This window comes from Neobacillus sp. 204 (genome assembly GCF_046562815.1).
Taxonomy (GTDB): domain Bacteria; phylum Bacillota; class Bacilli; order Bacillales; family Cytobacillaceae; genus Neobacillus.
Genome location: NZ_JBJORY010000009.1, coordinates 129360 through 154584, shown reverse-complemented (window position 1 = coordinate 154584; position 25225 = coordinate 129360). Strand labels below are relative to the sequence as shown.

The 25225-nt window shown below is 37.3% G+C and carries 23 protein-coding genes and 1 other annotated feature; of the genes, 21 read left to right on the top strand and 2 right to left on the bottom strand.

Translation table 11 applies throughout. The annotated features are described in order from the left end of the window. The first annotated feature begins 335 nt into the window (after positions 1-335). The 3 genes from pfkA to ACJ004_RS19370 all read left to right on the top strand — a co-directional run bounded on the left by pfkA (position 336) and on the right by ACJ004_RS19370 (position 3629). Positions 336-1295: a 6-phosphofructokinase gene (gene pfkA, locus ACJ004_RS19380; RefSeq protein WP_410894778.1), complete on the top strand. Its 960-nt coding sequence runs from the start codon at positions 336-338 to the stop codon at positions 1293-1295. A 58-nt stretch (positions 1296-1353) separates the two neighbouring features. Next, complete coding sequence (pyk, locus tag ACJ004_RS19375) at positions 1354-3117, top strand: pyruvate kinase (RefSeq protein WP_410894777.1); 1764 nt, start codon at positions 1354-1356, stop codon at positions 3115-3117. Between the two features lie 125 nt (positions 3118-3242). After that, positions 3243-3629, top strand: coding sequence for an FxsA family protein (locus ACJ004_RS19370; RefSeq protein ID WP_410894776.1), 387 nt, complete (start codon positions 3243-3245; stop codon positions 3627-3629). A gap of 37 nt (positions 3630-3666) precedes the next feature. Here ACJ004_RS19370 and ytvI read toward each other — a convergent pair whose 3' ends face one another. Beyond that, the gene (ytvI, locus tag ACJ004_RS19365; protein ID WP_410894775.1) at positions 3667-4782 is read right to left on the bottom strand and encodes a sporulation integral membrane protein YtvI; all 1116 of its coding nucleotides are present in this window, start codon (positions 4780-4782) and stop codon (positions 3667-3669) included. A gap of 216 nt (positions 4783-4998) precedes the next feature. Here ytvI and ACJ004_RS19360 point away from each other — a divergent pair, with 216 nt between their 5' ends. The 5 genes from ACJ004_RS19360 to ACJ004_RS19340 all read left to right on the top strand — a co-directional run bounded on the left by ACJ004_RS19360 (position 4999) and on the right by ACJ004_RS19340 (position 9859). After that, positions 4999-5460 (top strand): DUF441 domain-containing protein, encoded by a 462-nt coding sequence (locus ACJ004_RS19360; RefSeq protein ID WP_410894774.1) that lies wholly within the window; start codon positions 4999-5001, stop codon positions 5458-5460. Positions 5461-5736: 276 nt separating this feature from the next. Then, positions 5737-6855 carry a citrate synthase gene (gene citZ / locus ACJ004_RS19355; protein WP_410894773.1) on the top strand — a complete coding sequence of 373 codons (1119 nt, stop codon included), beginning with the start codon at positions 5737-5739 and terminating at the stop codon, positions 6853-6855. Between the two features lie 140 nt (positions 6856-6995). Then, positions 6996-8264, top strand: a complete 1269-nt coding sequence (gene icd / locus ACJ004_RS19350; protein WP_410894772.1) for an NADP-dependent isocitrate dehydrogenase — start codon at positions 6996-6998, stop codon at positions 8262-8264. 91 nt (positions 8265-8355) lie between these two features. Next, on the top strand, positions 8356-9294 hold the full coding sequence (gene mdh, locus ACJ004_RS19345) for a malate dehydrogenase (RefSeq protein WP_410894771.1): 939 nt from the start codon (positions 8356-8358) through the stop codon (positions 9292-9294). 88 nt (positions 9295-9382) lie between these two features. Further along, complete coding sequence (locus tag ACJ004_RS19340; RefSeq protein WP_410894770.1) at positions 9383-9859, top strand: MaoC/PaaZ C-terminal domain-containing protein; 477 nt, start codon at positions 9383-9385, stop codon at positions 9857-9859. 530 nt (positions 9860-10389) lie between these two features. Here ACJ004_RS19340 and ACJ004_RS19335 read toward each other — a convergent pair. Continuing rightward, positions 10390-10980: a nuclease-related domain-containing protein gene (locus ACJ004_RS19335; protein WP_410894769.1), complete on the bottom strand. Its 591-nt coding sequence runs from the start codon at positions 10978-10980 to the stop codon at positions 10390-10392. Between the two features lie 195 nt (positions 10981-11175). Between ACJ004_RS19335 and ACJ004_RS19330 the strand changes: the two genes are divergently transcribed. From ACJ004_RS19330 to ACJ004_RS19270, 13 genes are all read left to right on the top strand, one after another. Next, positions 11176-11892: a response regulator gene (locus ACJ004_RS19330; RefSeq protein WP_410894768.1), complete on the top strand. Its 717-nt coding sequence runs from the start codon at positions 11176-11178 to the stop codon at positions 11890-11892. Then, on the top strand, positions 11889-13307 hold the full coding sequence (gene pnpS / locus ACJ004_RS19325) for a two-component system histidine kinase PnpS (protein ID WP_410894767.1): 1419 nt from the start codon (positions 11889-11891) through the stop codon (positions 13305-13307). Before ACJ004_RS19330 ends, pnpS begins: the two co-directional genes overlap by 4 nt. A gap of 19 nt (positions 13308-13326) precedes the next feature. Continuing rightward, entirely contained in the window at positions 13327-15963 is a 2637-nt protein-coding gene (polA, locus tag ACJ004_RS19320; RefSeq protein WP_410894766.1) for a DNA polymerase I, read from the top strand. Between the two features lie 15 nt (positions 15964-15978). After that, the gene (gene mutM / locus ACJ004_RS19315) at positions 15979-16806 is read left to right on the top strand and encodes a DNA-formamidopyrimidine glycosylase (RefSeq protein ID WP_410894765.1); all 828 of its coding nucleotides are present in this window, start codon (positions 15979-15981) and stop codon (positions 16804-16806) included. Positions 16807-16911: 105 nt separating this feature from the next. Then, positions 16912-17547: a sporulation membrane protein YtaF gene (gene ytaF, locus ACJ004_RS19310; RefSeq protein ID WP_410894764.1), complete on the top strand. Its 636-nt coding sequence runs from the start codon at positions 16912-16914 to the stop codon at positions 17545-17547. An 82-nt stretch (positions 17548-17629) separates the two neighbouring features. Further along, positions 17630-18235, top strand: a complete 606-nt coding sequence (gene coaE, locus ACJ004_RS19305) for a dephospho-CoA kinase (protein ID WP_410894763.1) — start codon at positions 17630-17632, stop codon at positions 18233-18235. Positions 18236-18412: 177 nt separating this feature from the next. After that, complete coding sequence (locus ACJ004_RS19300) at positions 18413-19444, top strand: glyceraldehyde-3-phosphate dehydrogenase (RefSeq protein ID WP_410894762.1); 1032 nt, start codon at positions 18413-18415, stop codon at positions 19442-19444. Positions 19445-19786: 342 nt separating this feature from the next. Further along, entirely contained in the window at positions 19787-20161 is a 375-nt protein-coding gene (gene speD, locus ACJ004_RS19295; protein WP_218347926.1) for an adenosylmethionine decarboxylase, read from the top strand. Positions 20162-20271: 110 nt separating this feature from the next. Beyond that, entirely contained in the window at positions 20272-20667 is a 396-nt protein-coding gene (locus ACJ004_RS19290; RefSeq protein WP_410894761.1) for a hypothetical protein, read from the top strand. Between the two features lie 89 nt (positions 20668-20756). Next, positions 20757-21218, top strand: coding sequence for a transcriptional regulator NrdR (gene nrdR, locus ACJ004_RS19285; RefSeq protein ID WP_410894760.1), 462 nt, complete (start codon positions 20757-20759; stop codon positions 21216-21218). A gap of 234 nt (positions 21219-21452) precedes the next feature. After that, positions 21453-22841: a replication initiation and membrane attachment family protein gene (locus tag ACJ004_RS19280; RefSeq protein ID WP_410894905.1), complete on the top strand. Its 1389-nt coding sequence runs from the start codon at positions 21453-21455 to the stop codon at positions 22839-22841. A 12-nt stretch (positions 22842-22853) separates the two neighbouring features. Next, entirely contained in the window at positions 22854-23780 is a 927-nt protein-coding gene (dnaI, locus tag ACJ004_RS19275; protein WP_410894759.1) for a primosomal protein DnaI, read from the top strand. A 163-nt stretch (positions 23781-23943) separates the two neighbouring features. Beyond that, a complete protein-coding gene (locus ACJ004_RS19270) occupies positions 23944-24819 on the top strand; it encodes a putative sporulation protein YtxC (protein ID WP_410894758.1) in 876 nt (291 codons plus the stop codon). Between the two features lie 96 nt (positions 24820-24915). After that, positions 24916-25165: a binding site (T-box leader), on the top strand. The last annotated feature ends 60 nt before the right edge of the window (positions 25166-25225 follow it).

Sequence of the window (25225 nt, the reverse complement as noted above, 5' to 3'; positions counted from 1 at the left end):
GCTCATCCTCATGGGCACTCTTTTTTTGTTGAGTAAAATTTTAAACGAGAGCTTCCTCTTTTTTAATTCACAAAATGTTCACTAGAAATTCTTTAAAAAAACAATGATGACGCTTACAAGATGAAATTAAACGCTTGCAATAAACTGATTATTCCGTCTCTTATAATTACTAATACCATAAGGTTGTTATAGTTATTTCTTCATGTTATTTTATAAATATTCGCGGGTTTTATGTAAATAATAAAAGAAGTAATTTCTAAAACTCATCGTTTCCTTTATTTTACTACATATAATTTTTATACATAAATTCCCAATAAAAAACAGAGGTGATAACCATGAAAAAAATAGGAGTTCTTACTAGTGGTGGAGATTCTCCAGGGATGAATCCAGCTATTCGTGCAGTTGTGCGAAAAGCCATTTATCATAATGTAGAAGTGTATGGTGTTTACGGAGGTTATACAGGGTTAATTTCTGGAAATATAAGAAAATTAGAGCTGGGTTCGGTCGGAGATATTATTCAACGAGGTGGGACAATGCTTCAATCTGCCCGCTGTCCAGAATTTAAAACAAAAGAAGGGCAACAAAAAGGGATTGACCAGCTTAAAGCACATGGAATTGAAGGCTTAGTGGTAATCGGCGGAGATGGCTCATATCGTGGGGCAAAGGCTTTAACAGAACAAGGCTATCCGTGTGTGGGAGTTCCAGGAACGATTGATAATGATATTCCCGGAACTGAACTTACGATTGGGTTTGATACAGCACTAAATACAGTGATCGATTCATTAGATAAGATTCGTGATACTGCTACTTCTCATGAAAGAACTTTTGTTATTGAAGTAATGGGACGAAACGCAGGTGACATTGCTCTATGGGCAGGTCTTGCGGGTGGAGCAGAAACGATTCTGATTCCTGAAGAAGGTTATGACATGAATGATATTGTCGACAAACTTCGAAAAGGCCAAGAACGTGGTAAAAAGCATAGTATTATTGTGGTGGCTGAAGGTGTCTGCAGTGGTGTAGAGTTTGCGAAGCAGGTACAGGAAGCAACCAACTTTGATACTAGAGTTTCTGTCTTAGGACATATTCAACGCGGTGGCTCACCAACTGCAGCAGACCGGGTTCTTGCTAGCCGATTAGGTGCAAGAGCAGTAGAGCTTTTGATTGAAGGAAAAGGCGGTCGTGCTGTAGGGATTGAGAAGAATCAACTGGTCGACTATGACATTATTGAGGCACTAGGTCGTAAACATACTATAGACCTTGATTTATACAAGCTTTCCATGGAATTATCAATTTAAGAATATAGGAATATAAGAAATGGCGTAGGTGCTTTTCTAATATAGGAGGAAAAGAAGTATGTTACGGAAAACTAAAATTGTTTGTACGATAGGACCTGCAAGTGAAAGTGTGGAAAAGTTAACTCAATTAATTAATTCGGGAATGAACGTAGCACGTTTGAATTTTTCTCATGGTGATTTTGAAGAGCATGGGGCACGAATTAAAAATATCCGTGAAGCAGCACAGCTGACTGGCAAAACAGTTGCTATTTTGCTTGATACGAAAGGTCCTGAAATTCGGACCAACAATATGCAAAACGGGGCAATTGAACTACAGGCTGGAGAAAATATTATTGTCTCCATGACAGAAGTTGAAGGGACCGTTGACAAGTTTTCTGTTACATATCCTGGATTAATTGATGATGTGCATGTAGGTTCTAAAATTCTTCTAGATGACGGTTTAATTGGTCTAGAAGTTACGAACGTAGACAAATCAAATAGTGAAATCCATACGAAAATTCTAAATAGCGGTACATTGAAGAATAAAAAAGGCGTAAACGTGCCTGGTGTTTCTGTTAACCTGCCGGGTATTACAGAAAAAGATACGCAAGATATTCTTTTTGGAATTGAACAAGGTATTGATTTTATTGCGGCTTCGTTCGTACGACGAGCAAAAGATGTATTAGAAATCCGTCAGCTTTTAGAAGAAAACAAAGCAACTCATATCCATATTATTCCTAAAATTGAGAATCAGGAAGGCGTCGATAACATTGACGAAATCCTAGAAATCTCGGACGGTTTAATGGTTGCCCGTGGTGACCTTGGCGTAGAAATTCCTGCTGAAGAAGTTCCACTTGTTCAAAAAATGTTAATCAAGAAATGTAACGCACTTGGAAAGCCTGTCATTACAGCTACTCAAATGCTTGATTCGATGCAAAGAAATCCACGACCTACTCGCGCTGAAGCAAGTGATGTAGCGAATGCGATTTTTGATGGAACTGACGCAATTATGCTTTCTGGTGAAACAGCAGCAGGCCAATATCCAGTCGAAGCTGTCCAAACGATGCACAATATTGCTTCCAGAGCAGAATCAGCATTAGATCACAAAGAAATACTTTCAGGCCGCAGCAAAGATACAGAACATAATCTCACTGATGCAATTGGACAATCTGTTGCCCACACCGCTTTAAATCTTGACGTAAAATCAATTATAACTCCTACTGAAAGCGGTCATACAGCAAGAATGATATCTAAATATCGTCCGAAAGCAGCGATTGTTGCGGTGACTTCAGTTGAACATGTTTGCCGTCGTCTTTCCCTTGTTTGGGGCGTTTACCCTCAGTTTGGAAAAGTTGCTACCACAACTGACGAAATGCTGGATAATGCAGTTGATGCCAGCTTAAAGAGCGGTATCGTGAACCGTGGTGATTTAGTAGTCATTACTGCTGGTGTGCCAGTCGGTGAGGCCGGTACTACCAATCTAATGAAAATTCATGTGGTCGGAGATATTATTACAAAAGCACAAGGAATTGGCCGTCGGTCTGCCTTTGGTAAAGTAGTAGTTGCACAAGATGCAAAGGAAGCTTTAGAAAAAGTAAAACAAGGTTCAATCCTAGTAACAATTGGTACGGATCGTGATATGATGCCAGCGCTAGAAAAATGTGCTGCTGTAATTACCCAAGAAGGTGGATTAACAAGCCATGCAGCAGTAGTTGGACTAAACCTAAGCATCCCTGTAGTTGTTGGGGTAGATAATGCCTTAGAATTGTTCAGAGATGGTCAAGAAATAACCGTTGATGCAACAAGTGGTGTTATTTACAACGGTCACGCAAGCGTACTATAAAGACAAGTGAAATATATTAAACTGATAGCAAAGTAAAGAAGGGGAAACCCTTCTTTTTTTATCATGACAATAGGATCCCCATTCGTTATATAATGAAAATAAGCCTTTTGGAAAGGGGACAATCTATGCGTTATTTATTTTTGTTGATTATATTAATTCCAGCTCTAGATATTGGTGTACTACTTTTTTCAGGTAAAGCCATTGGTGTGTGGCCAACGATTGCCCTAATACTTTTGACCGGAATTATTGGAGCTTACTTAGCCAAAAGAGAGGGCCTGCAGACGATCCGAAGGGTGCAAGAACAGTTGAGCTATGGACAACTTCCTGGAGATGCTTTATTAGATGGAATCTGTATATTAATCGGTGGAATATTGCTATTAACACCGGGATTTATAACCGATGTAACCGGCTTCCTATTCCTTTTTCCACCCACCCGAAAGCCGATAAAATATTTAATCATAAAAATGTGGCAAAGAAGGATTAAAAAAGGAAATATAAAAATAATAAAATAAAAATAAAAAGTCAGCTCACAGTGAACTGACTTTTTTACTAGTTCTCTTTCCCCATTATAAATCCCCATAAATCATGAAAAACATTCGCACGATATAGAGTGCTGATGATGACAAGTGTTACAGGGCCCACAATTAATCCTAATAATCCGATTAATTTAAAACCGACGAATAACGCAATCAGTGTTGCTAAAGGATCGAGGCCAATATTAGAAGACAGGATTTTTGGCTCCATGATTTGCCGTTGAACAAGGACGATGATATAAAGAACCCCTAACCCGATTGCTAGCCCCATATTGCCACCGATAGCCACATAAATAATCCATGGAACAAAAACGGCTCCAGTCCCAAGATAGGGTATAATATCAACAATTCCAGTGACTAATGCAATAGTGATAGCATAATCAACACGAAGGATCAGCAAGCCAATTAGTATAATAACTGTAGTAATTGAAATGAGTGTTAATTGGGCTTTTATAAAACCAAATAGTGCCTTTTTTAAATCGATAAAAACAGATCTGCTGCTCTTTTTGGCTTTCTCGGGTAAAAGCCGTCCACCCAATCTCGATAAACGGTACCAATCTTTACAAATAAAAAAAGTCGCCAGTAAGGAAAAGATTAAAACAGTCGCCGCATTCGGAAGCCAAGCGATAATATTGGGAATAATCCCGAAGAGATTTTGAATAAAATTACCAACAGTTGTGCCAATTCTAGTCCCGACATTTTGAATATTACTAATTATTGTATCTTGTTGACCAGAATCAAGTTTTTTAAAGACACTGGATAATTGGTCGTAAATTGGCAGAATTTGAGCCGTGAAATATTTCTCAATATACTCGATTAACGTATCAAGGTGTTCCGGTACAACTGTAGATAAATAATTTGCACCCGAAACAATTTCAGCTATGAGGAGAGTAATAAGTCCTGCAAATAAAGCAAAGATAATAATAAGTGCAATGATGGCAGCTAATGCACGAGGCATTCTAACCTTTCTTTCAAAAATATCAACTAGTGGATTTATTAAAAAAGCAATGATTAGCCCAATTAAAAATGGATAGATTACTTTTGATAAATAATAACAAGATAAAAGTCCCAAAACTATTGCGCCGATGACAATGATAAATCGAATGGTCCGGTATAGATACGTTAGATTCAAAAGACAATCCTCCTTTTATCTGAATTATCGTAATTCTAGTTTAACATCTTATGAAAAATTCTGCATATTTTTCCAGCTAAATATAATAACATAAAACATTATGAACTTTTTTTGCGAAAGATTCGTAATGCAATAGAAGGAAAACTGACATAAACAGTAATTTCACTCCTATGCAAGCATTATGGTACGATAATTTATATAAGGGAAGGTGAAAACATGCTTAATGAGTCGGTATTATTTTTACTTTTATTGCTAGTTATTGGTTTTATCGCTAAAAACAGTTCCTTACTGATTGCAATTGCTGTCCTGCTTGTCTTAAAGGTAGGGGGTTTAGATACAAAAGTATTCTCATTTATCCAGTCTAAAGGAATTAATTGGGGGGTAACAATTATTACCATTGCAGTGTTAGCGCCAATTGCAAGTGGAGAAATCGGTTTTAAAGACTTATCCGGTGCATTTAAATCCTCCTATGCTTGGATAGCGCTAATCTCAGGCATGATTGTCGCTTTGTTGGCGAAAGGAGGCGTCAAGTTATTAGCAGATGATCCCCAGATTACGACGGCTTTAGTACTTGGAACCATCCTCTCTGTATCTATTTTTAAAGGTGTAGCTGTCGGTCCATTAATTGGAGCTGGTATCGCCTATATGGCAATGAAAATTGTTAGTTTTTTTACGTAGATTTTTTGTAAAATAATATTTTTTTACACTTTTCGAATGCTTTTCATTCACAAAAATCTGATAATTGTTTATAATAGGCTTGTAAGCGTTTCTTTTTTTACATAAACCACATATATATGCTGATTTGCTTATTAACTAATTAATGCCTAAAGTTATAGAATTTTAATTGTTTGCTTTTTATCCGAGCAATCGCTCAGTCATTTTAATGGATGAATAAGGGGAATCTTTTTGTTCCACTGGTATGGGGAAATTTAGTATGAAAAGGAGAGATTTACGATGACAGTAACACGCGGTCTTGAAGGGGTAGTGGCGACAACTTCCTCCATTAGCTCAATTATTGATGATACGCTTACGTACGTTGGCTTTGACATTGATGATTTGGCTGTGAATGCTAGTTTTGAAGAGGTAATCTATTTATTATGGCATCTTAAGTTGCCTAATGCTGAACAATTAGCTGAATTGAAAAAGCAACTTTCTGAAAATGCAGCATTACCACAGGAAGTAATCGAACATTTTAAGATGTACCCAATCGAAAAGGTACACCCAATGGCAGCACTTCGTTCAGCAGTTTCTCTTTTAGGTTTATATGATGAGGAAGCAGATTTAATGGATTCAGAATCGAATTACCGAAAAGCGATTCGCTTACAGGCAAAAATGCCTGCGATTGTGGCAACATTTGCTCGCGTTAGAAAAGGGTTGGAGCCAATTGCTCCTAAACCAGAATTAAGCTTTGCAGCCAACTTCTTATACATGTTGACTGGAAAGGATCCACAACCCATTGCTATTGAAGCAATTGATAAAGCGCTAGTTTTACATGCAGACCATGAATTAAACGCTTCCACATTTACTGCACGGGTTTGTGTGGCGACATTATCTGATGTTTACTCTGGAGTAACAGCTGCCATTGGAGCCCTTAAAGGACCTTTACATGGCGGGGCAAATGAAGCTGTTATGAAAATGCTTAAAGAAATTGGTACATTAGAAAACGTAGAGCCATATGTACGTGGAAAGCTTGAGAAAAAGGAAAAAATCATGGGCTTTGGTCATCGTGTTTATCGAAAAGGAGATCCACGTGCCAAGCATTTAAGAGAAATGTCTAAAAAATTAACTGAACTAACAGGCGAACCACACTGGTATGATATGTCTGAAAAGATCGAAAGCATTGTTACCGGTGAAAAGAACTTACCACCAAATGTGGATTTCTATTCTGCTTCTGTTTATCACAGCCTAGGCATTGACCATGATTTAATGACACCAATTTTTGCAGTAAGCAGGGTATCAGGCTGGCTTGCACATATCCTTGAACAGTATGAAAACAATCGTTTAATCCGCCCGCGTGCAGATTATATTGGTCCTGGAATGCAAAAATATGTACCAATAGACCAACGAGCTTAATATTTACTTTTGTTGCAATAATTGGTCTAATAGGAATGTATGAAAAGGTTAGAGATTTATATCTCTAACCTTTGATAAGACAAAGGGTAGACTCATGCTCTTAATTTAGCTTTTTTTACATAATAGGAGGGAAAACAACTATGCAAGGCGAAAAAATTACAGTTACAAATGGAGTATTAAATGTTCCAAACAATCCAATTATCCCATTTATTGAGGGTGACGGGATTGGACCTGATATTTGGGCTGCTTCTGAGCGTGTCTTAAATGCAGCTGTTGAAAAAGCTTACAAAGGTGTGCGTAAATTAGTATGGAAAGAAGTTTTAGCAGGAGAAAAAGCATTCAACCAAACGGGCGAATGGCTTCCATCAGAAACACTTGATGTAATCAATGAGTATTTGATTGCCATCAAAGGACCATTAACTACTCCTGTCGGCGGAGGAATTCGTTCGTTGAACGTTGCACTGCGTCAAGAATTAGATTTGTTTGTCTGCTTACGTCCAGTAAGATGGTTTGAAGGTGTTCCTTCACCAGTTAAGCGTCCACAAGATACTGACATGGTTATTTTCCGTGAAAACACTGAAGATATTTATGCTGGTATTGAATATGAAAAAGGTACAGAAGCAGTAAAAAAGGTAATTGATTTCTTACAAAACGAAATGGGTGTAAAGAAAATCAGATTCCCTGAAACTTCTGGAATCGGAATCAAGCCTGTTTCTGAACAAGGAACTACTCGTCTAGTACGTGCTGCAATTAATTATGCTATTAAAGAAGGTCGTAAGTCAGTTACACTCGTGCATAAAGGAAATATCATGAAATTTACTGAAGGCGCGTTTAAAAACTGGGGTTATGAGCTTGCTGAAAAAGAATTTGGCGATAAAGTCTTTACTTGGGCTCAATATGATCGTATCAATGCTGAGCAAGGTTCAGATGCTGCAAACAAGGCCCAAGCTGATGCAGAAGCTACTGGCAAAATCATCGTAAAAGATGCCATTGCTGATATCTTCTTACAACAAATCCTTACTCGTCCACGTGAGTTTGATGTGGTTGCAACAATGAACTTAAATGGGGATTTCATTTCAGATGCACTTGCAGCGCAAGTAGGCGGTATTGGTATTGCACCAGGCGCGAACATCAACTATGAAACTGGACATGCTATCTTTGAAGCAACACATGGTACTGCCCCTAAATATGCAGGTCTTGATAAAGTAAATCCTTCATCAGTTATTTTATCAGGAGTGTTATTGCTTGAGCACTTAGGTTGGAATGAAGCAGCTTCAATGGTTATTAAATCTGTGGAAAAAACTATTGCATCCAAAGTTGTTACTTACGATTTTGCCCGTTTAATGGACGGAGCAACTGAAGTGAAGACTTCTGAATTTGGTGACGAACTTATTAAGAACATGGAATAAAAATCGATGCAGATGCGGGCTGTTACTTAAATAGCCCCTCCTGCATTTTAAGGTTTAGGTCTAACAAAAAAGTTCAAAGGGGAGAGTCATAATGTCATTGAAGCGTAAAAAGGTAACTGTAATCGGCGGAGGATTTACTGGAGCGACTACTGCATTTTTACTTGCGCAAAAGGAACTTGGAGATGTAGTTCTTGTTGATATCCCACAAATGGAAAACCCAACAAAAGGTAAAGCTTTAGACATGCTTGAAGCGAGTCCAGTACAAGGCTTTGATTCTAATATTACGGGTACTTCAAACTATGAAGATACTCGTGATTCAGATATCGTAGTAATCACTGCTGGTATTGCTCGTAAACCTGGTATGAGTCGTGATGATTTAGTTCAGACAAACCAAAAGGTTATGAAAAGTGTAACTCAAGAGATCGTGAAGTATTCTCCTAACTGTACGATTATTGTTTTAACTAACCCAGTAGATGCAATGACCTACACTGTTTTTAAGGAATCAGGATTCCCGAAAAACCGTGTAATCGGTCAATCTGGGGTTCTTGATTCAGCACGTTTCCGGACATTTGTTGCTCAAGAATTAAACCTTTCTGTTAAAGACATTACAGGCTTTGTGTTGGGTGGACATGGTGATGACATGGTTCCCCTTGTACGTTACTCCTATGCTGGTGGAATTCCATTAGAAACATTAATTCCTAAAGACCGATTAGAAGCAATTGTAGAACGCACTAGAAAAGGCGGCGGTGAAATCGTTAACCTTCTAGGTAATGGTAGTGCTTATTATGCTCCTGCTGCTTCTTTAGTCGAAATGTGTGAAGCAATCCTTAAAGACCAACGTCGCGTTCTTCCTTCTATTGCCTATCTTGAAGGTGAATTTGGTTACGAAGGTATTTACCTTGGGGTACCAACTATCCTTGGTGCAAATGGTATTGAAAAAGTAATCGAGCTTGACTTAACTGCTGACGAAAAAGCTGCTTTAGATAAATCAGTGGAATCCGTTCGTAATGTTATGCAAGTATTAGTGTAAAAAAGGATATAAGTGAAATTCGGGGTTACAAAGGTTCCCCGAATTTCTTTGCATTATAATGAAATCGCTTACACGGAGGTGGAGTTTTATGCTTTTAGGTAAAAAGAGAAAGTTAGGACGAAAGATCGAAGAAATTACAGTCGGTGAAAAATTATCTATGACTGAAAAAATAGAAGACAAGGATCTCCTTCTTTATTTAGGATTAACTGACGATGCGAATCCTCTCTACATTCAGCATGATTATGCTTCACAAACTCCTTTTGAAAAACCAATTGTTCCAAGTATTATGCTGACAGGATTAATCACTTCAGCTATTTCAAAATATTTACCTGGTCCAGGGAGCCATATTTTAGGCCAAGATATTGAGTTTCCTAAGCCTGTTTACCATTATGGATCAGTCGAATTTTTATTCGAAGTAATTGAGGTAATAAGAGATGAGCATACTATTGTGATTAGTGTGGTAGGAACCAATGAAAAGAAAGAAACGGTCATTCAAGGCAAACTTAAAGTTTGCCCTCCGCATCGATTAGAAGACTTTCATGGGAAGGCTTTGGAGAATTTTTAATAGTGTTTTAAAAAAGGAATGTCGGTGGACATTCCTTTTTGCGTTAAAAAACATTCATAAAGCCCGAAAAGGTGATGGCACCGCTCGAACAGGTCGATAAGAGAGGTTCATAAAGCCCAAAAGGGAGATGCCCGGCTTATTCAGGTCGATAAGAGCGGTTTATAAAGCTTAAAAGGTGATAGCCCCGCTCGAACAGGACGATAAGACAGGTTCATACATAATAAGTATATTTTTTCTTCCCAATTGAACGATAGTTTTTCTTTAAAAAATTTTTAATTGTTTTTTTAGACCCGACTCCACACCATTCAAAAACCAAATTAGACGTAATTTTTTTATCTGGAAATAATAGCTTTATTTCTTCAACATTTCGTAAAACCGCGGCTTCAATCCCTTCCTCACATCCACAGTGATTACAAACAATTTTCCTTGCCCCTGCGGGAAATGTTACCTCGAATGAGTTACACTTTATACATGTTATCCCTTTTGGCACTTCAGAATAATCATATGTTCGTAGCCTCGTATAAGGTGATTCAATTTGATGTAAGGAAACAAGCTTTTTCAGCAATTTTGAAATGACGATTAGTTAATTTTGCAGGCACCATCTCCAGTTTTTTGGTTAGCTGGCTTATTTGTGTTGGGAAAACTATAGGTTCATTTGGAGGAGCTTGATATAATGTAAACTCGGGGTTAATAAACACAACGGATCCCACAATGGGGATATTGTATCCTAAATTATAAAGTAATTGGCTGAGCAAAAATTTGCTGCGTTTCAGTTGGTCCAGGGGATTTTTATATGGTTTACCGGAAAACCTTTCAAGCCTGTCAGGTTTGTAAATAAAGTCGCCTTCATAATTTTTTACTTCAAAAGGGTAAATAGCCTCCTGAAAAATGATGGTAGTATCAATTTGAAATTTAGAACCATTAACCTCAAGCAGTAAATCGTTTAGTATAATGCACGGACTCTGAAGACTCTCTGTTAATTCATCAAATTGAGTTTCTCCTTTAAAGCCTTTTTCTAGGTTTAAATAATTCTGATGTTCCTCTGCTGTTAAAGCCATTCGCCGGGATAAAATTCTTAGAATTAACAATTCACCAGATTCAATTCGATTTTTGTAGGCCATATGCGACTCCCTTCCTTGTGTTCCATTTAATTTTATAAAAAATAATGGGAAAATTCTGCCACAAGAAATGACTTTTTGGTTAATTTTTTTTAAAATCTTAACTCTTATGAGGTTCATTTGTAAAAGTTTTGTAAAACTAGATTATAAGTAAACTTTATTATTATAATGGAGGTAACTAAAAAGGTGGGGGATATGATGAAAAATAGAGTCCTTGTTGTCGATGATGAACAGTCAATTGTTACTTTACTACAATATAATTTGGAGCAAGCAGGGTTCGATGTATTAACTGCAATGGATGGCGAAGCTGGAATTCAAATTGCTGAGTCACAATCCCTTGATATCATTGTTTTAGATCTTATGCTGCCTAAAATGGATGGAATGGAAGTCTGCAAACAGCTTAGACAAAAGAGAATCATGACACCAATTTTAATGTTAACAGCGAAAGATGATGAGTTTGATAAAATCTTGGGTCTTGAACTTGGTGCTGATGATTACATGGTCAAACCCTTCAGTCCAAGAGAAGTGATTGCCCGCGTCAAAGCAATACTCAGAAGGACACAAATTCAAGCTGAAGCTGCACAAGTAAGTGGGGAAGAAACGGGGCAGCTACAAATAGGTAATTTAAAAATCAATCCTGAAAAATATGAGGCTTATTTTAACGATAATCTATTGGAATTAACCTTAAAGGAATTTGAATTGCTTCTTTATCTTGCTCAAAATAAAGGGCGTGTCTTAACACGTGATCAATTACTAAGTGCTGTTTGGAATTATGACTTTGCTGGCGATACTAGAATTGTCGATGTACATATTTCGCATTTAAGAGAAAAAGTTGAAGTGGAAACTAAAAAGCCAGCCTATATCAAAACGATCCGGGGCTTGGGTTATAAACTGGAGGAGCCAAAAGGAGAATGACCAAATTCCGAAAAGGACTACTAATTTCACTAATCATATTAATTATAGCGGTATTAGTTGGATTTGGAATTTTGTTAGGGCAATTTTTTAAAAGCTATTTCTTAGAGTCACTAAATCAACATCTTAAAATAGAAATCCTCTGGGTTCTTTCCATTTGCCTTGGGATTGCTATCATTATAATTATTTTCTTAAGTTTGAGAATTACCTCAAAGTATACAAAGCCAATTGAAGCGGCAACAAATGTCGCCATTGAACTGGCTAAAGGAAATTACCGGGCTCGAACAAAAGTAAATCGATTAGATGAAACTGGTATGCTTGGGTCATCTATTAATATGCTTGCTGAAAACCTTCAAGAGCTCACCAAAGCACAGGAGATGCAGCAGGATCGGCTAAGTGCTTTAATTGAAAATATGGGTGCTGGTTTAGTCTTAATTGACAGTAGAGGGTACATAAATCTAATAAATAAAGGCTTTATTGATATATTTCATGTGAAACCAATCGATTATTTAAATAAACTTTATTATGAAGTTATTGATTACGAGGATATTTGTCAGTTAGTCGCTGAAGTCTTTCGAACAGAAAAGAAAGTAAGCAAACATATACTTGTTCCTTTATTTATCGAACGGAGATACTTTTCAGTTTATGGTGTCCCGATTCTTGGAACCAATAATGTTTGGAAAGGGGTATTACTCGTATTTCATGATATAACTGAAATTAAAAAACTCGAGCAAATGCGTAAGGATTTTGTGGCCAATGTGTCGCATGAATTAAAAACCCCAGTTACTTCTATTAAAGGATTTACGGAAACACTTATGGATGGTGCCATGAACAATAAAGAAACGTTGGCAGCGTTTCTTTCAATTATTCTAAAAGAAAGTGATCGTCTACAGACCCTGATCCAAGAATTGTTAGATCTTTCAAAAATAGAACAGCAAGGCTTCAGGTTAAATATTCAGGAACTTGATTTGTATGTACTGTTAAAGGAAGTTATCACCATTTTAACTGGAAAGGCGCAAGAAAAGAATATCGAGCTTGACCTTTTTTGCAAGCAAAACCAAGTGATAATCCAAGGTGATTTAGACCGTTTAAAACAAGTGTTTATTAACTTGATTGCTAATGCAATTACGTATACCCCTTCTGAAGGGAATGTGAAAATCATCCTTCTTGAACAAGGCGAAAATGTAAGAGTTCATGTGAAAGACACGGGGATAGGTATTAGTAAAGAAGAAATCCCGCGTATTTTTGAACGCTTTTATCGTGTTGACCGCGCGAGAAGCCGGAACTCTGGTGGGACTGGCCTTGGATTAGCGATTGTTAAGCACTTAGTTGAAGCGCATCATGGAAACATAAGTGTCAGAAGTGATTTAGGTGAAGGAAGCGAGTTTATAATCGAATTCTATAAATATTTAAGGTGATTTTGGAAGGTGGATATAAATGGATAAAAAGAAACTTGTCCTTATAGATGGTAACAGTATTGCTTACCGAGCATTTTTTGCATTACCCCTGCTTAATAACGATAAAGGAATTCACACGAATGCTGTATATGGCTTTACGATGATGCTGATGAAAATTCTTGAAGATGAAAAGCCAACCCATATACTTGTAGCATTTGATGCTGGAAAGACGACCTTTCGTCATAAAACCTTTAGTGAATATAAAGGCGGAAGACAAAAAACTCCACCTGAACTATCGGAACAGTTTCCGTTTATTCGTGACCTTCTTGATGCATATGGGATCTCTAGATACGAACTTGAGAATTATGAGGCTGATGATATTATCGGTACCCTGTCTTTAAGTGCTGAAAATGATGGGTATGAAGTAAAAGTAATCTCTGGAGATAAAGATTTAACACAACTCTCTTCTCCTGTGACAACAGTTGGAATTACCCGTAAAGGTATTACGGATATTGAAGTATACACCCCTGAACATGTCGCTGAAAAATATGGACTTACACCAGAGCAAATCATTGATATGAAAGGGTTAATGGGTGACCCTTCCGATAATATACCTGGTGTGCCTGGCGTTGGTGAAAAGACAGCGATCAAACTTTTAAAGGAGTTTACAACACTAGAAAACTTATTAGCCTCTATTGATCAGGTAAATGGTAATAAGCTAAAAGAGAAGCTGGAAGAATTTAAGGACCAAGCATTAATGAGCAAAGAGCTGGCTACGATTGAAAGAAAAGCACCAGTCGAGGTGGATATAGACACCATCGCTTATGAGGGGTTTATCCGGGAAAAATTAATAGCTTTATTTAAAGAATTAGGCTTTCATTCTTTATTGGATAAGCTGGGGGAAGGTCCGGACACTACCGAAGAGCCAGAGTTAGAAGACATTGAGTTTCAAACTCCAGCAGAAATCACGGAGGAGTTGTTTGCTGACAACAATTATTTTTACGTTGAAATGTTGGATGATAATTATCATTATGCAGAGATTATCGGTTTCTCCCTTGTCAATGAAAAGGGACATTTCTATTTTCCAACAGATCAAGTATTGCAATCGAATGCCTTCAAAAAATGGGCTGAGGATGAGAGTAAAAAGAAGACGGTCTATGATGCCAAGCGTTCTGAAGTCTCTTTAAGAAGATATGATATCCATTTAAAAGGGGTTTACTTTGATATCCTGATGGCTTCGTATCTTATAAATCCTTCAGATAACATTGAAGATCTTGCCGCCATTACGAAAAGATACAATATACATACGATCCAAACAGATGAATCTTTTTATGGAAAAGGGGCGAAACGAAAAGTCCCTGAAGCCTCAAAGCTTGCAGAACATCTTGTTCGTAAAGGTCTTGCTATGTCAGATCTAAAAGATAAACTAGAAGATGAATTAAGAAAAAATGAACAATATGAATTATTTACTGAACTCGAAATGCCATTATCGCTTATTTTAGCAGATATGGAATCCTGCGGGATCAAAGTGGAACAGGAACGCCTCCAGACAATGGGAAAAGAGCTAAATGACAGACTGATTGAGATTGAAGAGAAGATCTGTGAATTAGCAGGGGAAAAGTTTAATATCAACTCACCGAAACAGCTGGGCGTTATCCTATTCGAAAAATTAAATCTCCCCACTTTAAAGAAAACAAAAACAGGTTATTCTACTTCGGCGGATGTATTGGAAAAATTAGCTGAGGATCATGACATTATTGAACATATCCTTCTTTACAGACAATTAGGTAAGCTTCAATCTACCTATATAGAAGGATTGCTAAAAGTGATAAATCCTAAAACCGGAAAAGTCCATACAAGATATCAACAAACTTTAACTGCGACAGGTCGGTTAAGTTCGATTGATCCGAATTTGCAAAACATCCCGATTCGTTTGGAAGAGGGTCGTAAAATTCGTCAAGCCTTTGTTCCATCTGAGGATGGCTGGCTTATTTTTGCTGCAGACTATTCCCAGATTGAACTTCGCGTTCTTGCTGATATTGCTGGTGATGAGAAGCTAATTCAAGCATTTAAGGATGACATGGATATTCATACAAAAACTGCTATGGAGGTTTTCCATGTCAATAAAGATGAGGTTACTTCAAATATGAGACGTCAGGCTAAAGCCGTTAACTTTGGAATAGTCTACGGCATCAGTGATTATGGTCTTTCCCAATCTTTAGGAATAACGAGAAAGGAAGCCGGTCAATTTATTGAACGTTATTTGGATACCTACCCTGGTGTAAAACAATATATGGATGACATTATCTATTCAGCAAAACAAAAAGGCTATGTTTCAACAATTTTGCAAAGAAGAAGGTACTTACCTGAAATTACAGCCCGTAATTTTAACATCAGAAGCTTTGCGGAAAGAACAGCTATGAACACTCCAATCCAAGGCAGTGCCGCCGATATTATCAAAAAGGCAATGATTGATATGGACGATGCCTTAAAAGACATGGGCTTAAAGACAAGGCTCTTACTTCAAGTGCATGATGAATTAATTTTTGAAGCACCTGAGGAGGAATTGGACATTTTGAAGAAGTTAGTCCCAGATGTGATGGAAAATGCCCTTGAATTGAAGGTGCCATTGAAAGTGGATTATGCCTACGGACCAACTTGGTTTGATGCTAAATAGAAGGGGATAACAACCTTGCCAGAACTTCCAGAAGTAGAAACCATTAGGAAAACATTAAAAAAATTAGTGGTCAATAAGACCATTAAAGATATAACGGTCTATTGGCCGAAAATTATTAAAAATCCACTCGAAGTGGAACAATTTGTAGATGCTTTGATTGGAGAGACCATTATCGATGTGGGAAGAAGAGGGAAATTCATACTTATCTATACCGGAAATTTCGCCTTAGTTTCCCATTTAAGAATGGAAGGAAAGTACGGTCTTTATCCAAAGGACGAGCCCTTTGATAAACATACGCATGTTCTCTTTCACTTTACCGATGGGACCGAGTTAAGGTATCGGGATGTTCGGAAGTTTGGAACCATGCATCTATATAAAAAAGGCGATGAATTCTTAACAGAGCCGTTGATTGGACTGGGACCTGAACCTTTTTCAGAGGAATTTACCGTTCCGTATCTGGCTAACAAGCTGGAAAAAACGAATCGGAAAATTAAAACGGCCTTATTAGACCAAAAAGTTTTTGTTGGGCTCGGTAATATCTATGTTGATGAAGCGCTTTTTAGAGCAGGTATCCACCCAGAACGTCTTGCTAACACGCTGGATATAAACGAAATCACCCTTCTTCAGCGTGAAATTGGTGCGACCTTGAGTGAAGCAGTCAAAAAGGGAGGGAGCACAATCCGCTCCTATGTTAACTCTCAAGGGGAAATTGGAATGTTCCAGCTTGAATTATATGCTTACGGTCGAAAAGGCGAAGAATGTAAACGGTGTGGAACTCCTTTGGAAAAAATCACAGTTGGGGGCAGAGGAACCCATTTCTGCCCGAATTGCCAAAAGATCTAAGCGAATTGAAAAAGTAAAAAATATGAGAATGGAATAACATTAACCTTTGATAGACTCCTGCCATATACTATCGTAATGATTTTGGTGGAAGGAGCCCTAGACATCATGGTTCAGTTGTTATCACTTCTCATCCTTGCTTTTGCTCTTAGCCTTGACAGCTTTAGCGTGGGGTTTACCTATGGACTAAGGAAAATGGTAATGCCTCTTAGATCAATCATTATTATTGCAAGTTGTTCGGCTATTTCTTTAATGATTGCTGTGTCAATTGGACATGGACTTGAGAAAGTTTTATCACCAAGAGTTACGGGAAGCCTAGGGGGAATCATCCTAATTGGTCTTGGTGCCTGGGTTTTGTATCAATTTTTCCGGCCGGAGAAAGAAAAAGACGTACTCGATCAGGAAAAAACAATTGTGAATTTTGAGATCAAGTCCCTGGGATTAGCTATTAACATATTGAAAAAGCCGATGTCGGCTGACTTCGATCAATCTGGTACGATTACCGGGATTGAGGCATTAATGTTAGGGTTTGCCTTGTCGCTAGATGCCTTTGGAGCTGGGATTGGTGCAGCGATGCTTGGGTACTCTCCCTTTTATTTAGCATTTACAGTCGCGATTATGAGTTCGTTATTTGTCCTATTAGGAATAAAAAGTGGAACTTTTTTTCATAAGTTTGATTGGATTCAAAAGTTCACCTTTTTGCCAGGGATTTTGTTAATCATTATAGGCATTTGGAAATTATAAAAACAGAAGCGCCCGTTTGGCATTGAAGACAGTTATCAAAGTTCAAAGTATATACCTTGAAAAAAAGAAAGAGGATATCGGGATGTCATTAGTTATTGGTCTAACAGGCGGAATTGCCAGTGGAAAAAGTACGGTTTCAAACTTTTTAAAAGAAATGGATATCACTGTGGTTGATGCTGATCTTGAAGCACGCCTTGCGGTAATGAAGGGTGAATCAGCTTACTTTAAAATTATTGCTGAGTTTGGCGAGGATATTATCTTAGCCAATGGCGAAATCGATCGTCAAAAGCTAGGCTCTATTATTTTTCATCAAGTAGAAAAAAGGCAACGATTAAACGATATCGTTCATCCGGAAGTCAGACAAAGAATGAGCGACCAAGTTGAAAAAGCGAAACGGAAAAATGAAGAAGTGATTGTACTAGATATACCGTTACTATTTGAAAGTAAGCTTACCTATATGGTGGATAAAACCGTCCTGGTTTTTGTTGACAATGAAACACAATTAAAAAGATTAATCGCGAGAAATAATTTATCGGTTGAAGATGCAGAAGCAAGAATTCATTCTCAAATGCCATTGTCAGATAAAATTAGGCTCGCGGATGCTGTAATTAACAATAACGGTTCCATTGCTGATACAAAAAAACAGCTTCTTGAAATTTTAGCGCAGTTTGGCATCGATAAAAAATAGAATGAAAAGTAATGGGAGAGAAGGAGCACCTTCTCTTTTTTTATATTAACAAGTTGTCTAAATTATAAAACATTTTAAAAATCCGCATTTTATTCATCACAATTAAACCTAAATATGTTATACTAATTACAACAATACGAGTATTAAGTATGACATTAATGCGGAAGGGGTTGCAAAATGAAGACAAAAGTTGCAATTAATGGGTTTGGGAGAATTGGTAGGATGGTTTTTAGAAAAGCGATCCTTGAAAATAAGCTGGATGTTGTGGCCATAAATGCAAGTTATCCTGCGGAAACATTAGCACATTTACTTAAATATGATACAAATCATGGACCATTTCAAGGAGAGGTCATCCCATTGGATGATGAGCTGCTTGTCAATGGAAAAAGGATAAAACTATTAAGTAGTCGTAAGCCAGAGGAACTTCCATGGAGAGCTCTCGGAATTGAAATAGTTATCGAAGCAACTGGAAAGTTTAATGCCCGGGAAGCGGCAGCCTTGCACTTAGAGGCAGGAGCTAAGAAAGTGATTTTAACGGCACCAGGAAAAAATGAGGACGTTACCATTGTGATGGGTGTTAATGAGGAAATGCTTGATATTAATTATCATGATATTATCTCCAATGCATCATGTACAACCAACTGCCTTGCCCCGGTTGCAAAGGTATTAGACGAAAGGTTCGGCATTGAATGTGGATTAATGACAACCATTCATGCGTATACAAATGATCAAAAGAATATTGATAACCCTCATAAGGATTTACGGAGGGCTCGTGCATGTGGACAATCCATCATTCCAACGACAACGGGTGCAGCAAAAGCAATTTCGCTAGTTTTACCACAGTTAAAGGGGAAATTACATGGCATGTCACTTCGTGTACCAACACCCAACGTTTCTCTAGTTGATTTAGTCGTTGATCTTAAGCAAGATGTAACGGTTGATGATGTCAATCATGCCTTTATTGAAGCAGCGAACGGTCGATTAAAAGGGATTTTGGATTTCACGATGGAACCATTAGTATCTGTTGATTTTAATACTAATGAGCATTCAGCCATTGTTGATGGTCTTTCCACAATGGTGATGGGGACAAGAAAGGTAAAGGTTTTGGCGTGGTATGATAATGAGTGGGGGTATTCTTCACGAGTTGTAGATCTCACGCTTTTAGTGGCACAGGAAATAGCAAGGTCCTCCCAGGTAAAAGTTGGGTAAATGAAAAGAAGCTGTCGACAGACAGCCTTTTTTTATTGTTTCTAGCATGTGACTTTTTGTTGTAATCCGCATAAAATAACTTTGTTGAATTTATTAAAGGATGGAAATGCCCATCGACCTTTGGTGCGAACATTAACTAAAAAGTTTTTTATATTGATAGGTTGCAAAAAAAATATAAACAAAGTATACTAGTCATCGTGAACTTCTTGAAATTTAGGTAGCTTTTAATTACTTAAAGGGTTAGGACCTCTCTGGACTAACTTTCCCCCGTGGTAGTTAGAGGATACCATCAATAACTGGATTTCAAGAAAGAACATAAAAGGTTAGAGGGGGAAAATGAATATGGAAACAATGGGACGTCACGTAATCTCTGAATTATGGGGATGCGACTTTGAAAAATTGAATGATATGAATTTTATCGAAACGACTTTTGTTGAAGCAGCTCTTAAATCTGGAGCGGAGATCCGTGAAGTAGCATTTCATAAATTTGCTCCTCAAGGTGTGAGTGGTGTTGTCATTATTTCCGAATCACATCTTACTATTCACAGTTTTCCTGAACATGGATACGCCAGCATTGATGTATACACTTGCGGTGATTTAAATCCTAATGTTGCAGCAGATTATATTGCTGAGGCATTAAATGCGCAAACACGTGAAAATATTGAAATCCCACGTGGCATGGGACCTGTTCATGTGAAACAGGCAAAGGTTTTATAGTTCTTATAAAAACAATTAATCAAGAGGTGTATCTAAATATACACCTCTTTTTATATTTTGGGAAAATGTTGTACAATAAGACCAAAGGTTATATCTTGGGGAGGAATAGTATGGCTATGTTAGGTAATTTATTTGTTCGTTTTAAGAAGCAAATTGAGACTTCAGACCGAATTGCGGATGATACCTTAAAAACGCATTATTATAAGGCGAAGGTTAATCAAGTTTTCGAATCAGTTGAAAAGTTATTTCATGATGATGCTGATTGCAAGGTAACAACCGTTTCTAAAGAACATGGAGAAATTGCTGTTGAAATTAATAAACCAATCAAATGCTTTCTGATTGTTACCATAGTTGCTGTAAAACCAATGGAAACAGCAGTAGACTTTAATATATCTTCTGAACAATTTTCCTTAATCGGCACCTATCCAGCTTTAAAAAAGCGGATTAATTCTTATTACGAGCGAATTAATCGATTACATACCTTCGTAGGAATAAAAAACTCCTAATACTTACTTGTATAAAGATATTCTTTTTTATAAGATAAAAGTAAGCGTTTTTGTTCGGGAGTTACAGTGTAGATTTGGAGTTGATTACAATGAAATGCCCTTCTTGTCAAAATTATGGTACACGTGTCCTCGATTCTCGACCTGTTGATGAAGGTCGGGCAACACGTAGGAGACGCGAATGTGAAGAATGTGGGTATCGTTTTACTACGTTCGAGAAGATTGAAGAGATCCCGCTAATTGTAGTCAAAAAAGAAGGTACCAGAGAAGAATTCAGCCGTGAAAAAATATTAAGAGGCTTGATTAAAGCTTGTGAGAAGCGGCCTGTGGCCTTGAAGGAATTAGAAGATATAACCCACGGTGTTGAAAAGGACCTGCGCAGTCAGGGTATTTCTGAAATAAAAAGTGAGGCCGTCGGTGAAATGGTAATGGACAGGCTAGCACACGTGGACGAAGTTGCCTATGTCAGATTCGCATCTGTTTATCGTCAATTTAAAGATATCAATGTTTTCATTGATGAATTAAAGGAATTAATAAAAAAAGAAAAATCTTAAGGAGCTAAAGAGGAGTATGGTCTTTGGCTCTCTTTTTTATTAAAGGCTCTTTTCGTAAACTTTGTTGCTTTAGGAACTTTATAAGGGTCATTTACTAAGTTTCTAGGCAATTTTCGCAAAAGTTCTTACGAAAAGATGCCACGAAGTATATAGTTATACGGGTTGTTGAACTTATACGAAAAACAACAATCTTTGCGAAAATAGCCTAATTAAAAGAGGAAAGGTTTGATTAAAATGGCTCAGCATTGGCAGGAAATTCTTCCTATCGATCGTTATATCGTAGCTGCTGATGGGCTTTTGCATGATTATGACCGGAAAGTACTGACGTTTTTATATCAGCCCTTGATTGGTTCGACTTGCTTTAGTTTATATATGACACTCTGGGCAGAGCTAGAGGAAAATCGGCTTTGGTCTGAATCTTCCACACACCATCTGTTGATGAATCTCTTAGAGGTGAACTTAAAGGACATTTACGAAGCAAGATTAAAACTAGAAGGTATAGGTTTATTAAAGACGCGCGTTAAGACAAATGAAGGGGGAAGATCCTTTTTATATGAGCTCCGTCCTCCTCTGAATCCGGAACAATTCTTTTTAGATGGGATGCTAAATATATATCTTTATCGTAAAATCGGAAAAAATCATTTTTCTAGGCTAAAACGCTTTTTTAGTGACCAACAAAAGCCGAGCGAAGATGAGTATGAAGATGTTACTAAAGCCTTTCAGGATGTGTTTGCATCGGCAGCCCCTGGAAGTATGCAATATATCCAAGGTATTTCTGACGAATTACATGAGGAAGAAAATCAGCAGTTTATCGGACGGGCAGAAGCAAATCCGATTCAAATTGGTTTAGATACGTTTGATTTTGATATGTTAGCGGCAGGGTTGAATGAATCGCTTGTTCCGAAAAAGGCGTTAACAGCTAAGGTGAAAAATGTGATTAGTAATCTTGCCTTTCTGTATCAAATCGACCCAATCGAAATGAAAAATTTTATTTTAGGTGCCATTAATGAGCACGAAGAAGTTGATATTGAGGAATTAAGAAAAGGGGCTCGTGATTGGTATCAATTTGTTAATTATGACCAACTTCCGAGTCTAATTAACCGAACTCAGCCAATTGCCCTTCAAACGCAAATTACGGAACCGAAAACACAGGAAGAAAAATTAATTCGTTCGTACGAAACAATCCCGCCGCTTATCGTTTTTAAAGAATTTTCAGGTGGAGTTGAACCTTCACAAACCAATTTGAAAACGTTAGAAGAAATTATGATTAAATATAAACTCCCGCCAGGTGTTGTAAATGTCTTAATTGAAGTGGCGATGAGAAAAACAGACATGAAATTTACAAAGGGTTTTGTTGAGTCAATCGCTAGTCATTGGGCAAGGAAGCAAGTAAAAACAGTGAAGGAAGCAATGGAGCTCGCGAAGAATGAAGAACAAAAGGTTACTCAAAGTAAAAAAGCAGGAAAATCGATTAATAAAAAGCCAATTCGAACAGAGTTAATTCCTGATTGGTTTGATGAGAGCACACAAGATGCAAGTAAAGAACAAACACAAGGTAATACCAATGAAGTAGAGGCAAAAAAACGAGCAATTGAGGAAAAATTAAAAGCTTTCCGCAAATAGGGGGTGTCCCAGTTGGAGAAAATCAATAAAACATTAAATAAATTAGCATCTAATGAAAGTTTTCAAAAACGCTATGAACAACAGCGTATGCAAGTTCTGCAAAACTCTGATGTTAAAGCATTTTTGGCTCAACATCAAGATGCTGTTGATCAAGCAATGATTGATAAAAGTATGAGCAAACTTTATGAGTACATCAATCAGAGCAAGGATTGCAATAAATGTGAATCCCTTGCAGGCTGCGTTAATTTTATGAAGGGGTATCACCCTGATTTAGTTTTATCTCGGAATTCAATCGATGTTGTTTATAAACAATGTCCTCGAAAAATATTGGCTGACGAAAAGAAGAAAAATGAGAAATTAATCAAAAGTTTATATGTTCCTAGAGATATACTAAATGCCTCCTTTGAAGAATTTGAAGGGGACTCGGGGCGACTCGATGCTGGAGATAAGGCCGCCACGTTTTTAATGAACTATGAGGCAGGAAATAAACCAAAAGGTCTTTACCTTTACGGGAAATTTGGTGTGGGGAAATCATATTTATTAGGTGCTATTGCCAATGAATTGGCAAAGAAACAAATTTCTTCGATGATTGTTTATGTTCCTGAATTGTTGAGAGAGATGAAAGGGTCGATCGCGGATTCCACATTGAATGAAAAAATTGAAGCTTTAAAAAAAGAACCCATTTTAATGCTTGATGATATCGGTGCGGAAGCTGTATCAAGTTGGACTAGAGATGAAGTATTGGGGCCAATTTTACAGTTTCGTATGCTGGAAAGTCTCCCGACATTTTTTACTTCAAACTTTAATTTTGCGGAGTTAGAGCATCATTTAACCTATAGTCAGCGAGGGGAAGAAGAGAAAATGAAAGCACGACGAATCATGGAGCGAATTCGCTCCTTGAGTGTGCCAGTAATGGTCGAAGGACCAAACAGAAGATAATATGTACCATAGAAAGTGTATGAAGGATTGTCGATAACAGGTCGGCAGTCCTTTTTCTTTACTTTTTTTCTGTAAATAACAAAAGCATTTGCAGGCTAACTTCTATTTTAGCCAAGTCCCCCATATATATTAATACAAAGATTGGCCTAAAGGGGGGATTTGGTTGGCGGAAATCATCTTCCAAAGCAAGGTGGATGCAGAAAAATTCTATTACCACTTGCTGAAGTACTTACCAAATAATCATGAGAAAGAAACTATTCTTCTAATAGAAGATCGACATATAGTTAAATTTTTGGGCAGTATTTTATCGATTGAAATTTCTACGATCGCTAAACACGCATTTTATGAATTTATTACGATTATTAAGCGTGATGATTGGTTTAGGGAAATTTTAAAAAGCCGATATTTTTATGAGGATTTCGAAGAACAGCAACAAATTATCGAGATTATCTATTCTATTCTCGAAGGTCAACGAGAAGATCTGTCGGTTTTTTTGAATGATTCAAATGAGGGGGCGAATATTAGGGGAGCCGTCGAGTATATTTTTCAGGATGATATATCATTTTCGTTTGACTCGTTCCTTAAATTTCGATTACGCCCGTATCTGCAATCATTGGAAGGTTATGTTGAGATAGCCATCGATGAATATAAAATGGAGCAGGAATATCAAATATTTGTACAGATGCTCCGGGAATTCCTGGTGAATCGTGAACCAAAAATGGACGTGCTGCATTTGCTGTTCGACGAAGAAATCACCTTTTATAATGATCAGTTTGTTGAAATGAAGCGAGCCGAATTAACAAGAATGATTGACCGTAAATTACTGGTTAATCATCCTGTTTATGTGGATTCTGCGTCTATTGCCCCATTATTATCACTTGCGCCAACAACAATTTTCTTATATACAAAGGACCCTGATGAGCCGTTAGTGAGGACAATTAAAAACATTTTTGAAGAAAGAGTAACTATAAAATCATTTGCTGCTTTACGTGAAGTAAAGAAATGGGTAGACGATGATAATTCGGAGAACCATGCTTGAGCCACATGAATTTTTGTAATAATTTGTTTTTGTGGGTTGATGTCTCTTGATTTTTAGAAGTTTAATCATTATAATACTCTACATAGTATAATCATAATAAAAGTAATGATAAGGATAACAGTATTTTTTACGGTTTCTAGAGAGGGAGGACATGGCTGAAAGTCTCCTAACACGAAAATAATACTTACCACCTTTAAACTTCAACAGTGAACGCTTCATGTTTTCATGAGGGAAGTAATTGTTGACGGCTCTCGACCGTTAACAGACCAAAGTCATTTTCAATGAGTCTTTATTTGAAAATGAAAAATTGGGTGGAACCACGTGTTTATCAAAACTCGTCCCTTTTCCAGGGACGGGTTTTTTTTATTTTTTCAAAAGCGAATTTCTAGGCTACAATAGCCCGAAA